Origin of the sequence: Gemella cuniculi DSM 15828 (genome assembly GCF_000425665.1) — a bacterium.
In the GTDB taxonomy this organism is placed as follows: domain Bacteria; phylum Bacillota; class Bacilli; order Staphylococcales; family Gemellaceae; genus Gemella; species Gemella cuniculi.
The window spans coordinates 1-21,431 of sequence record NZ_KE384432.1 but is presented as its reverse complement, the minus strand read 5'-3'; the positions used below and the strand labels follow the sequence as shown (position 1 = coordinate 21,431).

The 21,431-nt window shown below is 28.4% G+C and carries 22 protein-coding genes; 13 read left to right on the top strand and 9 right to left on the bottom strand.

All coding sequences use genetic code 11. The annotated features are described in order from the left end of the window. Positions 1–113 precede the first annotated feature (113 nt). The gene (locus tag H612_RS0106330) at positions 114–344 is read left to right on the top strand and encodes an acyl carrier protein (RefSeq protein WP_027130670.1); all 231 of its coding nucleotides are present in this window, start codon (positions 114–116) and stop codon (positions 342–344) included. 256 nt (positions 345–600) lie between these two features. Here the strand turns inward: H612_RS0106330 and arsS are convergent, their stop codons facing one another. The 5 genes from arsS to rplK form a co-directional block, all read right to left on the bottom strand. Beyond that, positions 601–1,545: an arsenosugar biosynthesis radical SAM (seleno)protein ArsS gene (gene arsS, locus H612_RS0106325; RefSeq protein WP_027130669.1), complete on the bottom strand. Its 945-nt coding sequence runs from the start codon at positions 1,543–1,545 to the stop codon at positions 601–603. 7 nt (positions 1,546–1,552) lie between these two features. Next, positions 1,553–1,891 (bottom strand): arsenosugar biosynthesis-associated peroxidase-like protein, encoded by a 339-nt coding sequence (locus H612_RS0106320; RefSeq protein ID WP_027130668.1) that lies wholly within the window; start codon positions 1,889–1,891, stop codon positions 1,553–1,555. 199 nt (positions 1,892–2,090) lie between these two features. Beyond that, complete coding sequence (locus H612_RS0106315) at positions 2,091–2,774, bottom strand: TIGR04283 family arsenosugar biosynthesis glycosyltransferase (protein ID WP_027130667.1); 684 nt, start codon at positions 2,772–2,774, stop codon at positions 2,091–2,093. Positions 2,775–3,045: 271 nt separating this feature from the next. Beyond that, entirely contained in the window at positions 3,046–3,738 is a 693-nt protein-coding gene (gene rplA, locus H612_RS0106310) for a 50S ribosomal protein L1 (RefSeq protein WP_003145836.1), read from the bottom strand. A gap of 13 nt (positions 3,739–3,751) precedes the next feature. Next, positions 3,752–4,177: a 50S ribosomal protein L11 gene (gene rplK / locus H612_RS0106305; RefSeq protein WP_003145837.1), complete on the bottom strand. Its 426-nt coding sequence runs from the start codon at positions 4,175–4,177 to the stop codon at positions 3,752–3,754. Between the two features lie 656 nt (positions 4,178–4,833). Here rplK and rny point away from each other — a divergent pair. The 3 genes from rny to H612_RS0106290 all read left to right on the top strand — a co-directional run bounded on the left by rny (position 4,834) and on the right by H612_RS0106290 (position 8,359). Further along, complete coding sequence (gene rny, locus H612_RS0106300) at positions 4,834–6,387, top strand: ribonuclease Y (protein WP_027130666.1); 1,554 nt, start codon at positions 4,834–4,836, stop codon at positions 6,385–6,387. A 503-nt stretch (positions 6,388–6,890) separates the two neighbouring features. Then, on the top strand, positions 6,891–7,430 hold the full coding sequence (locus tag H612_RS09255; protein ID WP_051210174.1) for a GNAT family N-acetyltransferase: 540 nt from the start codon (positions 6,891–6,893) through the stop codon (positions 7,428–7,430). A gap of 143 nt (positions 7,431–7,573) precedes the next feature. After that, the gene (locus H612_RS0106290; RefSeq protein WP_027130665.1) at positions 7,574–8,359 is read left to right on the top strand and encodes a formate/nitrite transporter family protein; all 786 of its coding nucleotides are present in this window, start codon (positions 7,574–7,576) and stop codon (positions 8,357–8,359) included. A 106-nt stretch (positions 8,360–8,465) separates the two neighbouring features. Here H612_RS0106290 and H612_RS0106285 read toward each other — a convergent pair whose 3' ends face one another. Further along, positions 8,466–9,545: a branched-chain amino acid aminotransferase gene (locus H612_RS0106285; RefSeq protein WP_027130664.1), complete on the bottom strand. Its 1,080-nt coding sequence runs from the start codon at positions 9,543–9,545 to the stop codon at positions 8,466–8,468. Positions 9,546–9,804: 259 nt separating this feature from the next. Here H612_RS0106285 and H612_RS0106280 point away from each other — a divergent pair, with 259 nt between their 5' ends. The 7 genes from H612_RS0106280 to H612_RS0106250 are packed head-to-tail and all read left to right on the top strand — an operon-like array spanning position 9,805 to position 14,635. Next, positions 9,805–10,983, top strand: a complete 1,179-nt coding sequence (locus H612_RS0106280) for an aminotransferase class I/II-fold pyridoxal phosphate-dependent enzyme (protein ID WP_027130663.1) — start codon at positions 9,805–9,807, stop codon at positions 10,981–10,983. Between the two features lie 15 nt (positions 10,984–10,998). Beyond that, entirely contained in the window at positions 10,999–11,625 is a 627-nt protein-coding gene (gene tmk, locus H612_RS0106275; RefSeq protein ID WP_027130662.1) for a dTMP kinase, read from the top strand. Further along, positions 11,615–12,457, top strand: coding sequence for a DNA polymerase III subunit (locus tag H612_RS0106270; protein ID WP_027130661.1), 843 nt, complete (start codon positions 11,615–11,617; stop codon positions 12,455–12,457). The genes tmk and H612_RS0106270 overlap by 11 nt, the downstream gene beginning before the upstream one ends. Continuing rightward, positions 12,457–13,188: a tRNA1(Val) (adenine(37)-N6)-methyltransferase gene (locus H612_RS0106265; RefSeq protein WP_035500431.1), complete on the top strand. Its 732-nt coding sequence runs from the start codon at positions 12,457–12,459 to the stop codon at positions 13,186–13,188. The genes H612_RS0106270 and H612_RS0106265 overlap by 1 nt, the downstream gene beginning before the upstream one ends. Next, positions 13,175–13,489, top strand: a complete 315-nt coding sequence (locus tag H612_RS0106260) for a GIY-YIG nuclease family protein (protein WP_027130659.1) — start codon at positions 13,175–13,177, stop codon at positions 13,487–13,489. Before H612_RS0106265 ends, H612_RS0106260 begins: the two co-directional genes overlap by 14 nt. Before the next feature lie 2 nt (positions 13,490–13,491). After that, positions 13,492–14,325: a 16S rRNA (cytidine(1402)-2'-O)-methyltransferase gene (gene rsmI / locus H612_RS0106255; protein ID WP_027130658.1), complete on the top strand. Its 834-nt coding sequence runs from the start codon at positions 13,492–13,494 to the stop codon at positions 14,323–14,325. Beyond that, positions 14,318–14,635, top strand: coding sequence for a hypothetical protein (locus H612_RS0106250; protein WP_245570461.1), 318 nt, complete (start codon positions 14,318–14,320; stop codon positions 14,633–14,635). Before rsmI ends, H612_RS0106250 begins: the two co-directional genes overlap by 8 nt. A 46-nt stretch (positions 14,636–14,681) precedes the next feature. Here H612_RS0106250 and H612_RS0106245 read toward each other — a convergent pair whose 3' ends face one another. Together H612_RS0106245 and trkA are read right to left on the bottom strand one after the other, a co-directional pair. Continuing rightward, entirely contained in the window at positions 14,682–16,151 is a 1,470-nt protein-coding gene (locus tag H612_RS0106245) for a TrkH family potassium uptake protein (protein ID WP_027130656.1), read from the bottom strand. 13 nt (positions 16,152–16,164) lie between these two features. Beyond that, positions 16,165–17,535 carry a Trk system potassium transporter TrkA gene (trkA, locus tag H612_RS0106240; protein ID WP_027130655.1) on the bottom strand — a complete coding sequence of 457 codons (1,371 nt, stop codon included), beginning with the start codon at positions 17,533–17,535 and terminating at the stop codon, positions 16,165–16,167. A gap of 262 nt (positions 17,536–17,797) precedes the next feature. Here trkA and dnaG point away from each other — a divergent pair, with 262 nt between their 5' ends. Continuing rightward, on the top strand, positions 17,798–19,588 hold the full coding sequence (gene dnaG, locus H612_RS0106235) for a DNA primase (protein ID WP_027130654.1): 1,791 nt from the start codon (positions 17,798–17,800) through the stop codon (positions 19,586–19,588). Between the two features lie 10 nt (positions 19,589–19,598). Further along, complete coding sequence (gene rpoD, locus H612_RS0106230) at positions 19,599–20,687, top strand: RNA polymerase sigma factor RpoD (RefSeq protein WP_027130653.1); 1,089 nt, start codon at positions 19,599–19,601, stop codon at positions 20,685–20,687. 448 nt (positions 20,688–21,135) lie between these two features. Here rpoD and H612_RS09250 read toward each other — a convergent pair. Further along, positions 21,136–21,431: IS30 family transposase (locus tag H612_RS09250; protein ID WP_027130014.1), on the bottom strand; the 296-nt coding region annotated here is incomplete at its 5' end.

The following is a 21,431-nucleotide window of genomic DNA, read 5'->3' as shown; positions in this document are numbered from 1 at the left end:
TTATTGTAAAAGTAATATTAAAAAACAAATAATTTTTGATGAATTTTAACTTTTGAGATATTTGTATTTTATGTTATAATAATAAAAACGGTAGAAGAAGGAGAAAATAAATAATGTCAATCTTTGAAGAAGTAAAAGAAATAATCGTAAAATATATTAAGATAGATCCAGAGAAAATTACGCTTGAATCAAAATTAAATGAAGATTTAGATGCAGATTCTATTGATATAGCAGACGTAGTTATGGATATAGAAGAAAAATACGGTTTTGAGTTTTCTGATGAAGATGCAGAAAGCATAAAAGAAATCAAAGACTTAGTAAAAGTTATAGAAGAGAGAAAATAGAAAGTATAGAAAATAAGGAGTTTGAATGTTTTTCTGAACTCCTTATTTTTTTATAATAGAATATTTTTAATCATTAAAATAAGAAAAAATAGTTAAAAATAATAATTTAGTTTTTTCTGTTTACTTAGAGAATACAAAAAATAAGAACCTCGAGGTGAAGTACTTCGAAGTTCTATTTATTTGAGTGTGATGATCAAAATTAAGCTCTCTAATTTATTAATTAGCATAACCTATGCTATTATATCGTTTCACCACCTCAAGAAGAACCAGCTCCTGCTGTACATCCATAGCAATGCATACCAGTAACTATTCTTCTAATTCCGCTGTGTTCTTTTGCTAATTCGCTAACATGATTTATTTTTCCAGAAACTTTTAATTTTTCAATTAAATTGAAATCACAGTCATATAGAGAACCATCAGGTCCAACAGAAATCATATTTCGACACATAAGGCCTGGTAGCGTATCTGGATTATAGGCTTTATAAAGTTTATTCATATAACCATCATATAAATCTTCTCTATGAAGAAATTCTGAAAAACGACCTATAGGGTTATTTGTAATTGCAAATAGGTTATTAAAAACAATTTCAAAATTGTCAAAAAGTTTTTTCTTATAAGTTCTTTCAAGAGATTCTTGCTTTGGTGGGAGATAAGCACCATTAGGATTATAAACTAGATTAAGGACTAAGTCTTTTTCTTTTCCGTAACCTAATTCATTTAATCTACGAAGTACTTCAATAGACTTAGGAAAAACTCCCTTACCACGTTGTTTAGTAACCACTTTTTCATTATAGTAGGGTAGTGAAGCAACCACTTGTACTTTAAATTTACGGTAAAGTTCTGGGATATCCTTATAAGCAGGGACTGCTAAAATAATAAGATTGGTTCTAACAATAATAGTTTCTGCGTATTCCGCTATTTCTGCTAAAAACCATCTGAAATTAGGATTCATTTCAGGTGCACCGCCTGTAATGTCAATAGTTTTATATTTTCCAACTTTAAATGCTTCTATAATTTGTTCAAATGTCTCACGAACCATATTATTAGTTCTGTTAGGTCCACCATTAACATGACAATGACTACAAGTTATGTTGCACAAACTTCCAACATTAATCTGCATTATTTCTGGATTTTCTTCAGTAAGCAAGTATTGCTTATCATGTACTTGATCAAAAAAATTAGGTATATTAAATTCAGCCATATTTTACCTAGTTAGTAAGTTTATCTGAAAGTTCTTTACTTTGTAAACCATGAACCAATGTTATCCCAGCTTTCATAGCTGCAGCAACATGAATAGCTTCTGCTATTTGATCCTGATCACAACCTTCTTCTAAACAAGTACTAGTATAAGCGGCTATACAATATGGGCATGCTTCAGAGTGAGCGATAGCAAGTGCTATTAACGCTTTTTCTCGTGAAGTAAGTTCTCCGTCTTGCATAACATTTCCGTAGTAATTCATAAAGCTTTTCCAATAATCTGGAGCATCTTCACCAAATTTTCCCTCTCCAAATTCAATTAAATGTTGTTTTTTAAAATAATCAGCCATATCTCATCTCTCCTTTTAAATTATCATACCATACGTTTGTATATATAGAACTATTATAAATCAGATAAAGAAAATAATCAACAAAAGTGGATGGTATAAATATGCGGATAGCCTATAAGTTATATTATAGAAGAATTATAACAATTAATTATTTTTATAAGTATTAATCTATGTAATAAAAATATTTTGTTTATGTTTATTATCTTATGTCTTTATAAAGTTTTGAAATTTCCTGAACAGAAACCCCTTTTCGATACATTTTTTGAAATTTTTGCATTTGATACATGGTTTTGTAAACTTTTCCTTTGTATCTTCTTGTTGATGTAGTTATAGTAGAATCAATAACAGTGATTTTATAATTATGAGCAGTCAAATCTTCTGATATTTTGTAATCTTCCATGATGGGTATATCTGTGTAGCCACCTATTTCTTCAAAAATTTCTTTTTTCATAAATAAACCTTGATCACCAAAGGCTATATTAGTAATACTAGCTCGCATGTTTGACACTAAAGAATTTATTCTCATAGAAAGGCTATTTGGATAAAATTTTATTTTTAGGCAACCAACAGGGGAAGAGCAGGAAATAATTTTTTTTATAACATTTTTTTGAAGGATACTATCAGCATGAACGAACCACAAAATATTTCCATGTGAAATTTTAGCACCATAGTTCATTTGGTTAGCACGACCTTTTTTATCAGAAGTGTAATAAGAGTATCCAAAATAAGAAAGTTCTTCTAAAATTGCCAATGTTTTGTCAGTAGAGCCACCGTCAATAAATAAGATCTCATGATTTTTTATTTCGTGTAGACAATAGAGATTGTAAATAAAATCTCTTATATTTTTTTCTTCGTTGTAAATAGGGATAATTATTGAAATCATAAATATTATACTCCACAAAAATTTATAAGATAATTATATCATGATTATGAAAAAATAAGTAATAAAACAATATGATTGAATAAAAATTATAAGTAATTGAAGTAGTTTATAAAATAATAAAATATGCTGAAAATTTAATGAAAAAATATTTAGTTATTTTAAAAGAGACGAGGCTATAAAAATAAAATTTATGAGCAGTTTTATGTAAAGAAAAAATAATTTTAAAATAAAAAAGAGTATTCTGTTAAGAAATACTCTTTAAATTAAATTCTTATTTAAATTCTGCAGTATTAACGCGAACTCCAGGTCCCATAGTTGTAGTAACAGCTACAGATTTGAAGTAAGTTCCTTTAGCAGCAGCTGGTTTAGCTTTAGCTAAAGCGTCTTGAACAGCGTTGAAGTTTTCTACTAAATCTTCAGTAGAAAATGAAACTTTACCGATTGGAGTGTGAACAACACCAGCTTTTTCAGCACGGTATTCAACTTTACCAGCTTTAATTTCATTAACTGCTTTTGTAACGTCCATAGTTACTGTACCAGTTTTAGGGTTTGGCATTAGTCCTTTAGGTCCTAATACACGACCGATTTTACCAACTTCTCCCATCATGTCTGGAGTAGCAACGATTACATCAAAATCAAACCAACCTTGTTGAATTTTAGTGATATATTCACCTTGTCCTACATAGTCAGCTCCTGCTGCTTCAGCTTCAGCTGCTTTATCACCTTTAGCGAAAACTAAAACTTTAGCAGTTTTACCAGTTCCTTTAGGAAGTACTACAGCTCCACGAACTTGTTGGTCGTTTTTACGAGTATCAACTCCTAAACGGAATGCAACTTCTACAGTTGCGTCAAATTTTACTGTGCTTGTTTTTTTAGCTAATTCGATTGCTTCTACTACTGAGTAAAGACTAGAAGAATCTACTAATTTAGCTGCTTCAAGATATTTTTTACCTTTTTTTGCCATTATAATTATCCTCCTATTCTCCTACTAAGATACCCATACTTCTTGCAGTACCCTCAATCATACGCATAGCTGCTTCTACAGAAGCTGCGTTTAAGTCAGCCATTTTAAGTTCAGCGATTTCTTGAACTTGTGCTTTTGAAACTGTTGCAACTTTATCACGGTTAGGTACAGAAGATGCTTTTTCAATTTTAGCTGCTTTTTTCAGTAATACTGGAGCAGGTGGTGTTTTAGTAATGAATGTAAATGAACGATCTTCATATACTGAGATTACTACTGGGATAATTAATCCTGCTTGGTCTTGTGTACGAGCATTGAATTCTTTACAGAATCCCATGATGTTAACACCAGCTTGACCTAACGCTGGACCAACTGGTGGAGCTGGGTTAGCTTTACCTGCTGGTACTTGTAATTTAACTACTTTTATAACTTTTTTAGCCACGATAAAACCTCCTAATATATTTTTCGTGATGTGGTCATTTGAACGTTTTAAAATTTTACGTTCTCCCACTCAATCAAGTTGTTGTATTTTTACATACTTGACTATTCTAACATATAGATAACTAGAATTCAAGCATTTTAATTAAAATTTTCAAAAAATTTAATTATAGACTGTAAAAAATAATTATATGATTTTAAAAAATAGATAAGTAGTTTTATTTAAGAATATTGAGTTCGAAAATATTTAAAAGAGAAATTTATTTTGTCATTCTAAATTTATAAAAGGACAGGATAAACTTTATAACTATAAAAACATTATTAAATTGACTTTTAAATAAATTTTCAAATTAAAATATACAGTTTAAATTTTGAGATACAATATAAATTTTTGCTTTTTAAAATAACTATAAAGTACTACCTTAAGTATATTTATCAATTTAAAATATTAAGTTAAATAAAAATATATTTCACTAAAAAAACAACGAAACATTTTCAATACTATTTTATGAGCTATTGACTTTTTATTAATGGTAGTGTAGAATTGTAGATATGATGTGTTAGCTTTTTTTATGAAAATACAAATAAATTTTCTTAAAATATTAAGTTAAATATCATAAGAAAAATTTTTAAATAATAATTATAGAAAGAGGTTGCAAAATGATTTATGGAATAATCAGTGTTGCAGCTTTACTTGTTGGGCTTTTATTTGGATATGTTATTTCAAAAAATTCAATTCAAAAAAGATTAGAATTATCAAAGCAGGATGCAGATCATATTATAGGTGAAGCAAAAAAAGAAGCGAGATATATAGTTGAGAAAGAAACTAGTATTGCGAAAAAAGAAGCTGAAGAGATAATTAATATTGCTAATAAAGAGGCAGAATTTAAAAAGCAAGATATTCAAAGACAAGAAGATAGAATTCTTCAAAAGGAATCTTCATTAGAGCGTCAAACGGAGCTTTTAAATAAAAAAGATGAATTGCTTAGTTCAAGAGAGATGAAGATAGAAGAAAAATCACAATTACTTGAAGAAAAAAGTAGTGAAGTTAATCAACTGAAAATTCAACAAGAAACAGAGTTGCAAAGAATTGCAAACTTAACAGAACAACAAGCACGTGAAGAGATAATGGCTACAGTAGAAACTGATATGGCTAAAGATATGGCAATTTATATAAGAAATAAAGAATTGGAAGCAAAAAGTGTTGCAGATAGAAGAGCAAAAGAGTTAATTATTCAATCTTTACAACGTTTTGCTACTGATGTGGTAAGTGAAACTACAGTTTCTGTAGTTGATCTTCCGTCCGATGATATGAAAGGACGTATTATTGGACGTGAAGGTAGAAATATTCGTACGCTAGAAACACTAACAGGTGTAGATCTTATTATTGATGATACTCCAGAAGCAGTTATATTATCAGGATATGATCCTATACGTCGTGAAATAGCAAAAACTGCTATTAAGTCATTGATAGATGATGGGCGTATTCATCCATCAAAAATTGAAGAAGCAGTTGATAAAGCACAAAAAAATATTGATCAAGTTATAAGAGATGCAGGAGAACAGGCCACATTTGATTTGGGTATTCATAATATGCATCCAGATCTAGTAAAAATAGTAGGAAAATTAAAATATAGGACTAGTTATGGGCAAAATGGTTTACAACATTCTATGGAAGTTGCTTATATTTCTGGACTTATTGCTGCGGAACTAGATTTAGATGTTCAACTTGCACGTCGAGCAGGATTATTACATGACGTAGGTAAGGCGCTTGATCATGAAGTGGAAGGATCGCATGTTGAAATAGGTGTAGCATTAGCACTTAAATATAAAGAAAATGCTACTGTAGTTAATGCTATTGCATCACATCATGGTGATACGGAACCAACCAATCCAATTTCTATTATAGTTGCTACTGCCGATGCACTTTCAGCATCACGTCCAGGTGCAAGAAGAGAATCATTAGAAAATTATATTAAACGTCTACAAAAACTTGAAGAAATAGCAAATGAGCATAAGGGTGTAGAGAAAACTTATGCAATTCAAGCTGGTCGAGAAATAAGAGTTATTGTTAATCCAGAAGAAGTAGACGACACAAAAACTTATAAAATTGCCAAAGAAGTAAAAAATAAAATTGAAGAAACGATGCAATACCCAGGTAATATTAAAGTTAATGTTATCAGAGAGGTAAGAGCAGTTAAGTTTGCAAGATAGATAAAAAAACGATTGATATTTTAAATATCAATCGTTTTTATTATACCCTCAAAGAAATTGAATTAGATATCGGAGGAAAATTATGATAAAATATACAGAATATAATAAGTTTTTTATAAAAAATAATAGAATTGTGTAAAAATGTAGGTTGAAGCAATTATTATAGAAAATCAGAGTTATTAGAAAAATGTTACAAAAATTTTTTGAAGATTATTTCTGCATTTGATAACAAAAAAATTGGTAGGAATAAATAATAAACATGGGAGATGGATATTTAATAATTTATATTTAAGATATATTAATTTTACCATCTTGTCAACGAAAAAATATGGGCACAACATTATAAAAAAATATTAGAAGAGTATTCAAATGTTTATAAAATTGTATTATTAACTAATAATAGCGATAAGGCACAAAAATTTTATGAAAATATAGAAATGACTAGTTGTATGGATTATGAAATATTGACTTTTCTAAAAATAAATGTCTAATTTGGAGGAAATATGTTTAAGGTAAGGAATAAGGTTTTAGAAACTGAAAGATTAATTTTAAGAGGATTTAGAAAAACAGATTTAGAAGATTTTTATGAATATGCCAAAGTGGATGGTGTAGGAGAAGCTGCCGGTTGGGAACATCACAATAATATACAAGAAACAAGTAAAATACTAGAGATATTTTTGGAAGAAGATACCACTTTTGCAATATATCATAAAATTGATAACAAGGTAATTGGTTCAGTAGGAGTAGAATCGGTAAAAAAAGATATTTATCAAGAGTATATTACAAAAAAAGGTTATGAACTTGGTTATGTTCTTAGTAAAGAATATTGGGGACAAGGTTTAATGACTGAAGCGATAAATGAGTTAATAACATATTTATTTGATGTTCAAAAAGTTGATTATCTTTCTTGTGGATATTTTAAAAATAATAAAAAATCAAAAAGAGTTAACGAAAAGTGTGGTTTTAAAAAATATAAGGAAGTAGAATATAAATTAAGGAATGAAAAAAGTTCTATGACAGTATTTACAATATTAGAAAAATAAATTTTAGATTGTAAAAATATGTACTAAAGTGAATAGTTATGAAAAGTGTATAAACTTTACACAACTTATTATAAAACAGTTTGAAAAAAACGTTTTTATGATGTATAATATTTTTATACAAATTATAAGGAGAGAAAAATATTATGGCAAATATGACGAAAACATATCTTGAGCCGCAAGAAATTTATGAGTATACCAGTAAAAAAGGGGTAGCTAAAGCCACGGCAAATTTAAGATATATGTTAAGCTTAGGTTTTTTAGGTGGAGCATTTATATCTGTAGGTTACTTGGCATATATCAGAATAGCTGGAACTCTACCACATGAATGGGCAGGAATGGGGACTCTTTTAGGGGCTGCAGTATTCCCAATAGGACTTATTTGTATTTTAATTGGTGGTGGAGAGCTTATTACTAGTAATATGATGGCAGTAACATTAGCAGTTTTTGATAAAAAATTGAAACCATCATTGCTATTAAAAAATTTAGTTATTATTACTTTAGCTAATTTAGTCGGTGCACTTTTTGTAGCATATTTTTTAGGACATGTTACAGGACTTACTGAAGGTGCAGTTTTTGAAAAGACAGTACATACAGCTGAAGCAAAGATAAATGCTAGTTTTATGCAAATGATTTTTTCAGGTGTTGGTTGTAACTGGCTAGTAGGTATGGGAGCATGGCTAGCGTTTTGTGCAAAGGATATGAGCGGGAAAATCTTAGGAACATGGTTCCCAATTATGACATTTGTTGCTATTGGTTTCCAACACGTTGTCGCTAATATGTTTGTAATCCCAGCAGCTATGTTTGGTGGAGCAAATATTACTTTTGGACAGTTTTTAAATAATATGGTAGTAGTATTTTTAGGAAATTATTTGGGTGGAGCTATTTTAGTTGCAGGATTATATACTCTAGCATATAAAAAGAAAGATTAAAAAATTTTTAATAATTTAAAATAAAGAAGAGTTATAGAGTAATTGTCTATAACTTTTTTTATAAATATAATAAAAAAGTGGGATAAAATTTTCCCACTTTTGATTTTTATTCTTCTACTTTTGTTATCCAACCAAATTTATCTTCAACTTTTCCTAGTTGGATTCCTGTTAGTAAATTATAAATTTTATTTGTCCATTCACCAGCTTCAGTAGCAATCTCTAATTTTTTGTTTCCATCAAAAAGTTCACCAACTGGAGCAATTACTGCTGCTGTTCCACTTAGAAATACTTCTTCAAGTTTTCCATTGTCGTATGCATTGTAAACTTCCTCAAGTGATAATTTTCTTTCTTCAATAGTTTCACCAAGCGATTTAAGAAGCTCTATTACAGAAGCACGAGTAATTCCTGGCAAAATAGAACCGTTTAATTCAGGAGTAATAAATTTTCCATCAATTTTGAAGAATATGTTCATTGCTCCGCCTTCTTCAATATATTTTTGCTCAACACCGTCAAGCCATAATGATTGAGAATATCCAAGTTGTTGTGCTTTTTGTTGTCCTTTTAGTGAACCTGCATAGTTACCAGCAGTTTTTGCAAAGCCGAATCCTCCACGAACAGCACGAACATATTGATTTTCTACAAAAATTTTATTTGGTTGTAATCCAGCTTTGAAGTAACTACCAGACGGAGAAAGAATAATAATAAATTTAACTTTATTATTTGGATGAACACCTAGTGCTTCTTCAGATCCAAACATAAAAGGTCTAATATACAACGAAGTACCCTCAGATTTTGGAATCCATTCTTTATCAATTTCAATAAGTTTTTTAAGTGCAACTAAAGCAAACTCCTCATCAAGTTCAGGAAGAGCGATACGATCAGCAGATTTATTAAGACGTTTAAAGTTTTCTTCTGGTCTAAATAAAACTGCTTCTCCATTAGCAATATATGCTTTCATACCTTCAAAAATACTTTGTCCATAGTGTAAAGTATTAAGTGCAGGTGACATTGGAATTGGTCCATAAGGAACAATTTTAGGATTATGCCAACCATTTTCTTTATCCCAATCCATAACGAACATATGATCGGTAAATACTTGACCGAAACCTAATTTATCATCAGGGGTTTTTTCTTTAGGTGAAGAAGTAAGTTCTAATTTAATATCTTTTACTGTTAATTTGCTCATGTAAAATTCTCCTTTATATTGTTTATTTTAAACTTTTTAATTTTTATGTATATTTACATTATAATATTAAAAATGTTTTTTTTCAATACTTAAATTTGAATTTTCTGAAATTTTCAAAAAAAAATCGGATATCTTTATAATTTTAGATTAATAAAGTATTTGTAAATTGCAATATAACTTTCAATTAGTATTTTTATTTTTAACTAAAATATGTTACAATTATAACAAAATAAATAATCATAGGAAGAAGGTATTGTCTATGGAAATAAAAAAATCATTAGAGAATAGATTTAATACAGCATTAGCAAATTTGACAGGTTCACCTATAAGAGAATTTGATAGATATGCTTCTAGTATAGATGGAATTATTAAACTTACTCTAGGTGAACCAGATTTTGATACAGCTATAGAGATAAAAGAAGCTGCAAAAAAGGCACTTGATAATAATAGGACACACTATTCAGTAAATAATGGTATAATTGAGTTAAGAACAGCTTGGTCTAAAAATCTTAAAGATAGATATAACTTAAATTATTCTTCTGACGAGGTAATTGTAACAATAGGAGCTTCTGCTGCGATTGAACATACAATATCTGCAATTACAAATGAAGGGGATACTATCTTAGTAGTTACACCATATTTTTCTGCTTACGAAGGTGTGGGGATTTTAAATAAATGTAATATTAAATTTGTAGATACTGTGGATAATAAATTTAAGTTATCACCTCAAGTTCTAGAAAAACATTTAGAAGAAAATAAAGATGCAAAAGCTATTTTAATTAATTATCCGAATAATCCAAGTGGTGTTTCTTACACAAGAGAAGAAGTAAAAGAATTGGCGGATGTATTAAAAAAATATGATATATTTGTAGTTAGTGATGAAATTTACGGAGACCTAACGTACAATTATAAACATACATCATTAGCTGAATTTATACCTGAACAAACTGTACATATCAGTGGATTATCGAAATCACATGCTATGACAGGTTGGAGAGTAGGTTTTATTGCAGCACCACAGGCTATGATTAAAAAGATTGGTGTATTCCATTTATTTACTGTGTCAGGTGCAGCAACATTTATTCAAGATGCAGCAGTAGAAGCACTTACGAGCAAAGAAGTTGATAAATATAATAATTATATGTTAGAAACATATAGAGAGAGAAAAGATTACATGGTTCCAAGACTTCGTGAATTAGGATTTGAAGTTCCAGAGATAGATGGAGCATTTTATATTTTTGCAAAAATTCCTAAAAGATATAGTAGCTTAGGTGCAATGGAATTTTGCAAGTTATTAGCTAAGGAGGCTAAAGTTGGAGTGATTCCGGGAACAGCGTTTGGTAAAGCTTACGATAATTATTTTAGAATTAGTTATGCTACCAGTATTGAAAATATAAAAGAATCTGTAGAACGAATTTCACAATTTATAAATAAATAGAAAGGTTTAAATTTGATGAAAGGTAAATTCATAACTGTCGAAGGGACTGATGGTTCTGGGAAAACTACTTTTATAAATTTTGCGTCTGAGTATTTGAAAAGTAAAGGCTATAAAGTCATTACAACAAGAGAACCTGGAGGTACAGAATTTAGTGAAAAAGTAAGAGAGCTTCTTTTTGACACTTCTAATAACATAGATGCTAAAACAGAAAGTCTACTTTTTTGTGCGAGTAGGAGAGATCATATTATGAAAAAAATTATACCTTATGTGAAAGAAGGATACATTGTTATTTGTGATCGCTTTGTCGATAGTTCAATAGCGTATCAATCATATGGTCGTTCCTTGAAAAAACAAGATATAATAGATATTAATAGTTATGCTACTGATGGGCTAACACCAGATTTAACACTTTATTTTAGTGTAGATGTTTCGGTGGGGCTTGCACGTACTAAAGGACGTGGTGAAAATAATAGAATGGATTTAGAAGGCTTAACATTTTATAAAAATGTAAAAAAGGGATATGATGACCTTTCTAAAGAATATTCAGAAAGAATAAAAGTAATAGATGCTAATAAACCTTATAAAGATGTTGAAAAAGAAGGGCTTAACATATTGGAAGGATTTTTAAGTAATGGATTTTAGTAAAGATAGTATCGCAGTAAAATCTTTAACAAATACATTAAAAACTAATAAACTATCCCACGCTTATTTGATTGTAGGTGAGGATAGTTTATATTCTGATGAATTTATTTTACAGTTTGTTAAAGCAATTTTTTGTTTAAAAAATAAAGATAAAGATTTTTTCAGTTGTGAAGAATGCAAAAATTGTAAAAGCATAAATCATGATAATTATATTGATTTTTACAAAATAAGTAGTAATACCTCTATAAAAAAGGAAGATATTCAAATTTTAAAATCAGATCTTAGTGTAAAATCTTTTTATGGAAAAAAAATATATTGGATTAAAGATATTGAAAAAATGACAGAACAGGCTGCTAATAGCATTTTAAAATTTTTGGAAGAACCTGAAGAAAATATCATAGCAATTCTTAGTTGTAAAAACTCAAGTTCAATTTTACCGACTATTATTTCAAGATGTCAACAGGTAAAATTAGTCGGGAAGTCGGAGAATAAAATAACTGAAGACAATAAAGAACTAGAGGAAATTTTTTTTGAATTTTTGGATAAAAATTCTAAGAAAATTCATCTTGGTAATATTTATTTGCTAGAAAAATTAAAAACTAAGGAAGATATTGTTCCATTTTTTTTGTACGCAAGTGAGAAAATTTCATATAGTTATGGTGCGGATTTATCGTTGTTAGAAATTGAAAATATAAGCAATGTTCAAGAAAAAATATTATCAGCTATTTCAGATATTAATTCAAATGTATCAGCTATTTTAGTTTTGGAAAAATTTCTTTTTTCTATTGTAGTAGATGGTAATAATCTAGAATTTTTGAGAAGAGGTAGATAATGAATAATGATTTAAGATTAGATACTGTGTCAAGAAACTATAAAATTTTTCAAAGAAATGAATATTATAGCATGTCTACCGATTCTTTCTTATTACCATATTTTTCAAACGTTCCTAAGTCATCAAAAAAAAATATAATTGAGCTTTGTAGTGGTAATGGAGGAATTTCGATTATTTTGAGAGAAAAAAGTAATGCAAAAATCGAAATGCTTGAAATCCAAGAAGAGTTGGTTGAGCTTAGTAAAAAAAGTATTGAATTCAATAAACTTTCTAACATGTACGTTAGAAATGGTGATATAAAAAATGTAAAAAGCTATTATAATCCGTCAACTTTTGATTATATTATTTGTAATCCTCCATATTTTCCTGTAGAAAATATGCCGAATCAACGTCAAAAATTTAATCATAGTATCTCAAGACACGAAATTTTATGCAATTTAAGTGATATTGTTCAAGCTATAAAATATTTATTGAAACAAAATGGTAAATTTAGTATAGTTCATAGGACATATAGAATTTCAGATATAATTTCTGAATGTAATAAGCAAGGTCTGGCTATAAAAAAAATTAGATTTGTTTACAGTAAAAAATCTAGCGATAATAGTAAGATAGTTTTAATGGAAGGAAGCGTTTCCAAAGTGAGTGATATAAAAGTAGAGCAACCTTTTTATATTTATAATGAGGATGGTTCGTATACGAATGAAATGAAACAGGTGTATGGAATTGACTAATAATAGTTATATGTATGTACTTAAATGTGCGGATAATAGTTTATATACTGGATATACGACAGATTTGATAAGAAGAATAAGACTTCATAATACTAAAAAGGGAGCGAAATATACGAAATCAAGAGTCCCAGTTGTTTTAGAATATTATGAAGAATTTAACTCTAAAAGCGAAGCAGCAAAAAAGGAGTATTTTTTTAAAAAATTTAATAGAAAGCAGAAAATAGAGTATATTTTTAATAATTTGTCCAGAGAAAAAGTGGAAAAAATAAGAGATATTAACAAAAAAATAAAGGAGAAGTAAAAATGTTATACTTAGTGGCAACACCTATAGGTAACTTAGAAGATATAACGTTAAGAGCCCTTAGAGTTTTAAAAAATGTTGACATAATAGCTTGTGAAGATACAAGAAATACTCAAAAGTTATTGAATCATTATGAAATAACGGGGAAACAATTATTAAGTTATCATGAACATAATGAAGAGAAAATGAGTGATAAAATAATAGAGTATCTAAAAGAGAATGTAGATGTAGCACTCGTGACTGATGCTGGTATGCCTTGTATATCAGACCCTGGATATATTTTGATTAATAAAATAAAAAAAGAAGGACTTAGTGTAACAGCGTTGCCAGGAGCTAATGCGGGACTTACAGCTCTAATCTCAAGTGGAATAGAATCATATAATTATACTTTTTATGGTTTTTTGCCTAGAAAGACAAAAGAACTACGAAATAAGTTGGAAAATATTTTGAATAGTAAAACAACTGGTATTATTTATGAATCGCCATATAGAATTAAAAATTTAATAACTGAACTAGTCAATATAGAACCCACTAGAGAAATTTCGATAGCAAGAGAGCTTACAAAAATGTTTGAACAGATAGAAACAAAATCGGCACAAGAAGTTTTGGAAATGATTGGGGGGGAAATAAAAGAAAAAGGGGAATTTGTTGTAATAATTTCTCCGAATAAGAATGTAGATGAAAATATACAAGTCGAATTATCTGAAATAGTAGAAATAATTTATAAAAAAGTGAAAAATGGGGAAAAAAAATCTGAAGCAATAAAAAATACAGCAAAAGAATTTAATATAAATAAAAAAGAGGTTTATAATTTATATCATGAAAAATATGATTAATTTATTTATTATAAATATTTTTATTATATTATTTTTGGTATTATCTTTCTCAAATAAACTTTTTTTTATTCCACTGTCAATTTTACTAGTAGTTAATATAATTTTGATTTACCTAAAAAGTTCCACACTTGATAAAAATGAACAAAAGAAAAAAATTATGCTTCATAAAGTTAAAAATTCTTTGTCAGTCATATTAGGATATTCAGAAGCACATAACGATAATCTAATTACCAAAAAAGAGTTAGATGAAAAAATAAATGAAGAGATTGAAGAAATAGTGACAATAATAAAAGATGAGATATATAAGTAAAACTTAATGTCTCATCTTTTATTATTTATTATTGTTAGAAATAATTTTATTTACATTTTGTATTTGCTTTGCGACGTTTTCTCCATGTTTTAGAAGAGAAGAAAACTATAAGAGGAATAAGCTCTAATCTTCCTAGAAGCATAGATAATGATAGAATAATTTTTGTAAACCCTGGAATTTGTGAGAAATTACTCATTGGCCCAAAATTATTGAAAGCAGGGCCAGCATTACTAATGGTCGTTACCACCAAGGAAATTGCATCTTCAAAATTATTTATTTGTATTGTAGTTAAAAGCAAAATAATGGTAAAGATAAATCCGTATAGTAATAAATAATTAGATAAGTGTGTTGTATCTTTTATTATTTTCCCATCAATTTTTAATGTTATAATTTTTTTAGGATTAAGTGCTTTACTAATAGATTTTTTTGCATTTTTCACAAAGAATATAAGTCTAGGAATTTTTATACCACCAGCAGTTCCACCAGAACATCCCCCTACTATCATAAGTATAAGGATAATCATTTTAGAAAATACTGGCCAAATGTTAAAATCATTATAAGTGAAACCGGTGGTAGATACTATTGAGGACACAGTAAAAAATACATCAAGTAAACTATGAGTAGGTGTGTCGTAAGAGCGATATATATCCAAAAACATAACTATAGAACATATAGCAACTAATCCTATAAACCATTTTAACTCTTCACTTTTTAAAACTTTAAAATATCTTCTAAAAACAATAAAATAAATTAGACTTAAATTCATAGAGAAAATCAACATAAAAATTGCTACAACAACAGTTATATAGGTACTATTGTAAAATGCAATTCCTGAATTTTTAATTGCAAAACCACCAGTTCCTGCAGTAGAAAATGCAATATTAATGCTATCGAATACTCCTATATTTCCAAATAAAAGTAATATAAAAAGAATAATCGTTAGAACAATGTATATTCCATATAAATAAATGGCATTTTGTTTCATAGAAGATACAACTTTGCCAAAATAAGGACCAGGGACTTCTGCTTTTGCTATATGAATTGTGTGTGGAGAGCGTGGAAGTATTGCAAGTGCAAAAACTATTACCCCCATACCGCCTATAAAATGTGTAAAACTTCTCCAAAGTAGTAAACTCTTGTCTAATGATTCAACATCTTGAATAATAGTAGAGCCAGTGGTAGTAAATCCACTTACTGTTTCAAAAAAACTATCAATATAACTTGGTATTTCTCCAGAAAGATAAAAAGGTAAGGCACCAAAAAGTGAGAAAATTATCCAAGTTAAAGTTACAATAACAAAACCTTCTCTTTTGTAAAAATCCCGTTCAGTTTCGTCTTTCGTAAGATAATTTATTATAATATATATAATAAAACAAATTAGTGCGGTTATAATAAATGAGAAAGTAATTTTATTAGATTCTTGGTATAAAAAAGAACATAGGATTGGAAGTAATAGTAAACCAGATAAAAGTTTAAACATTTTTCCGATTACATAAAAAATCATTTTATAGTTCATCATTTACCTCCTTTTATTCAGCAAGAATATCATCAATATGCTCAATTTTTTGTTTATAACTTATTACGACCACGTTGTCATAAAGCATAATCATATCATCACCATTAGGGAAAATTTGTTTATTATCTCTAATAATAAAAGCAATCAACATGTTTGGATTGATGTTTAAGTCTTTAAGTTTAGTTCCTAAAACGTTGATATTATCATTAGAAATTTTAAATTCAATTAGCTCGACTTGGTTATTAGCAATGCGATAAAAATTTTCTATATCAGAACTTTTACTACACTGTAAAGACTTGCTATACTTAGTTATGATATTTCCTACTATCTCCTTGGGTGTAATATAAGAATATTGACCAATGTCTTCTGCAATTTGTTTTAAGGATGCACGGTTAACTTTAGCAACTGTTTTCTTTATTCCAAGCTTATCAGCGTAAAGATTAATGATAATGTTTTCTTCATCAAGTCCAGTAAGAGAAATACAACTATCAAAAGTTTGAATTCCTTCCTCTACTAGAGTATCCCGATCGCTACCATCAGCCCAGATTACATCAATATTGGGGTATGTTTCGCTAAGTGCTAATGCTTTATTTTTGTCAATTTCTATAACTTTGGTGTAAAAATTAACTTTTTCTAAAAATTCAATGAGGTAATGAGCGATTTTTCCACCACCAATGATAAGAGAGGATGTAATTCTTTTATCCCAGTGTTCCTTGTTTCCTAATAATTTGTAGAATTTTTTTAAATCTTTATTAGATGCAGTAATATGAACTTTATCACCAACTTCAAAAGTATAATTACCACGAGGTACAAAAACTTCTCCTTTTCTTTCGACTAAACAAACAAGAGAAGGAAAATTTATAATATTTTTACTGTCGGTTAGGGATACCCCATTAAGAATACTGTTTTCATTTATAACAACTTCTAAAATATTAAATTTATTTCCTGAAAAACTTTCTACTTTTGTAGCAGTAGGATATTTTAACATATAAAAAATTTGCTTAGCAGCCTCATATTCAGGATTAACCATAAGATCTATACCTAAAGAATGTTTGAGAAATTCTTTAGTTTTAGAATATTCGGGATTTCTAATACGTGCAATTGTGTATTTTGCTCCCATTTGTTTAGCGGTGATACATGATATCATGTTTATTTCGTCACTTGCCGTAACTGAAATAAACATATCAGCACCAGCGGCATCGGCTTCAGATAAAATATCGTAGTTAGCCCCATTGCCTAAAAGTCCATTTATATCGTATGTATCAACAAGTTTTTCTATTCTATGTTCATTAATATCAATTAATGTTACTTCTTTATAGGTGTTAGAAAAATCTGCACAGAGTAATTCACCAACTTTTCCGCCACCAACAATAATCACTTTCACATATAAAACTCCTTTTTTTATGATAAACATATTATAAAATTATTAGTGAATAAAGTCAATTTATACTAATTTCAATTATCGATTCTTTTTTTTAAGTAGGTATAGAGATAATAATTTTATAAAGATACTGAAATGGTAATTTAAGTATTGTAGAATAGCTTATTACTATACCATAATTTTAAAATTTGTGTTATAATTATAAAAGGGAAATTTTATCGCTTTTCATCTTGTGGTTAGCAAATTTATTTGAAGGAGGCGTAAAGTGGCAAAAATTTCTAAACAAGATATAGATTATATTTTTGAAAATATAGATATAGTCGATTTAGTCAGTGAGTACATAAAGTTGGAAAAACGTGGACAGAACTATTTAGGTTTATGTCCATTTCATAACGAAAAAACTCCTTCGTTTACTGTGTCTCCTGATAAAAAAATAGCTCACTGTTTCGGTTGTGGAAAAGGTGGTAATATTTTTCAGTTTGTATCATTAATAGAAAATATTACATATAATCAAGCCATTGTTAAATTAGGATCAAGATTAGGATTGAATTTAGAGTCAGGCGATAAAAAAGAAGTTAGTTATGATTTAAACAATGATATTGACATTATGTATTATGGGCATTTACTTTTAGCAGATTACTATAATTATATTCTATTAAATACAAAAGAAGCAGAAGAAGCGTTAAATTATTTGGTTAATAGAGGGCTTAGCATAGAAGTTATAAAATATTTTAACTTAGGTTATGCTCCCAAGGATAATAACATAGCATTGAATTTTTTTAAATCTAATAATGTATCACTAGATTTAATGGTAGAAGCAGGACTGCTTGGGAAAAACGATAATAATGAATATTATGATGTCTTTAAAGATAGAATAATGTTTCCTATAAAAAATAATCAAAATCAAGTTGTAGCATTTTCGGGAAGGACTATGTCAACAAGTAAGAATATTCCAAAATATTACAACACACATGAAACCAAAATTTTTGAAAAAAGAACAGTGCTGTATAATTTTTCAGATGCACGTCCTTTTATTGCAAAGAAACGTGAAGTAATTCTTTGTGAAGGTTATATGGATGTTATAAAAGCTCATCAAAATGGGATAAAAAATTCAGTAGCTTTAATGGGGACTAATTTAGATAACAATAAGTTAAATGAAATTTTAAATCTTGTTGATAAAGTTACACTTAGTTTAGACAATGATAAAGCTGGTACAGAAGCACAGATAGATATTGGAAATAAGTTAATAGAAAAAATAGATGGTGTATATAAATTAAAATTTTCGACAGCAAAAGATTTAGATGAGTTTTTGACTGAAAAAAATATAACAAATGAGCATTTTGACGTAGAAAGTTATTTGAAAAATAATAGAGAGCATTTTTTAAATTTTAAAATCGATTATTGTAATAACGAATCAAAAACAAGTATAGAGCAAAAAATAACTTTTAAAAATGAAATTTTAAAAAATATTTCGTACATTGAAGATGAATCATTAAAGTATATTTTACTAAATTATCTTGCAGAAGAATTTGGTATAGAAAAACAAGTCTTAACTCGTGAATTAAATCAACTTTCTACGCAAAGAAAAAAACGTTTTAAGGAGTGGCAACTTCCAACTAATCCTGAAGTTTTGTTTAGAGCGGAAAATTATGACAAAAAGATGTGTAAGTTATTTAAATACTTTTTTGCAAGTAGATCAGTATTTGTAAATAATTATTCACAATTAGAAGAATGCGAATTTAAACAAAATGTTTTTGAAAGATTGTTGGATTACTTAATAATTTATTATAATAATAACTTAAAATTTCAGATTTATAAATTTATTCATAGTATAGATGATGAGGAGGTAGTAAGAGTTGCTACCTACATAGAGGAAACGGATTTTCTAGTTGAAGAAAATCCAACAGAAGAAGTTATTTCTGACTACATAAATTATTTTAAAAAAAGAGAAGTAAGTATTGATGAGTTAAAAAAGATGTTGAAAATTGCTATTCAGGAAATGGATCTAGAAGCTCAAAAACAACTTTTAGAGAAATTAAAAAATTATAGAAAATAAGGAGAAGAACATGGCTAATAAAAAGGTAAAAGATTTTGAAACTATAAAAAGAGAATTTATAGAAAAAGGTAAAAAACAAGGTGAACTTACTCAAGAGGAAATATTAGAAGCTTTATCTAAATTAGACATTTCTTCAGATGTAATTGATGATTTTTACGAAGAATTAAATCGTGAAGATATTATTTTAATAAACGCAAATCATGAGGAAGAAGATGAGGAAGAATTAGATCTTGAAGATCTTTCAGTACCTGCCGGGATAAGAACAAATGATCCTGTAAGAATGTATCTAAAAGAAATAGGGAAAGTGCCACTACTATCAAAAGAAAAAGAGTTGGAGTTATCAAAAGTTATTGAGAGTGGAACGGAAGAAGAAAAAGAACAAGCCAAGAAAGATTTGGCTGAAGCTAATTTACGTCTTGTTGTAAGTATTGCTAAAAGATATGTAGGGCGAGGAATGCTATTTTTGGATTTAATCCAAGAAGGGAATATGGGACTGATAAAAGCGGTAGAAAAGTTTGACTATTCAAAAGGATTTAAGTTTAGTACATATGCTACATGGTGGATTCGTCAGGCGATTACTCGTGCAATAGCTGACCAAGCTAGAACTATCCGCATACCAGTCCATATGGTAGAGACTATTAATAGATTAATTAGAGTTCAAAGACAGTTACTTCAAGATTTAGGTCGTGAGCCTAAACCTGAAGAAATTGCAAAAAAAATGAATATGACACCGGATAAGGTAAGAGAAATTTTAAAAATTGCTCAAGAACCAGTATCATTAGAAACTCCAATAGGAGAAGAGGACGATTCACATTTAGGTGATTTTATCGAGGATAAAGAAGCACAATCACCAGTTGAACATGCAGCTAATGAATTGTTGAAAGAACAGTTAGAGGAAATTTTAGAAACATTAACCGATCGTGAAGAGAATGTTTTGAAACTACGTTTCGGTTTAAAAGATGGGAAAACTCATACACTTGAAGAAGTGGGAAGTGCATTTGGTGTGACACGTGAAAGAATTCGTCAAATTGAAGCAAAAGCTATAAGAAAATTAAAACATCCATCTAAACTTAACAAATTGAAAGGTTTTATGGAATAGATTCTATAAATATTGCTGATGTAATGTTTATAGATAATGAAAACTATGGGTACTCATTTAGTGTGCGGGTTATTTTTAAAGATGAAAAATATAGTATGAAGAAAATTAAGGGGATGGCTTAAATGTCATCCCTGTTTTTTATTTATAAAATTTATTATAATTATTTTACAAATTTTTAAAAATTTTCACTCGGTTATTTTATGAGCAAGAGGTAGTAAAATTGTTGTTTTATTTCATCTGTTTTAAATATAATATTTTTGACTGCTAAAATATTATAGATTTAAATTTCTATATTCCTCCTTAGCTGAGATTGTAAAAACAACTGATTATTTTAGAAAAAGGGTATCATTTCATATCTTAATTATTAAATTTCATAAAAAATAAAGTGAAATAGTTACAGTTGGGTTTATAATTTATTTATGGTGAATTGCAAATAAAAGTGCAACACCTAACTCAATAAATTAATCTCGTGTAACAATGCTTCGAATGGTGTTGAAAAATTTAGACATTTTCTTGGTCTATTATTCAATTGGACTAAATTTTCAATTAGTTCAGTCAAATTAATATTACTCAAATTAGTCTTTTTAGGGTCCCTAAAAAGACCATTACTATTCTCATTAGAACCTCGTTGCCAAGAAGAATATGGATCTGCAAAGTAAAAATCTATTCCCATCTTTTCTACATCTTTATAGCAAGAAAATTCTTTTCCTCTATCAGAGGTAAAGGACTTTAAAGCTTTATTAG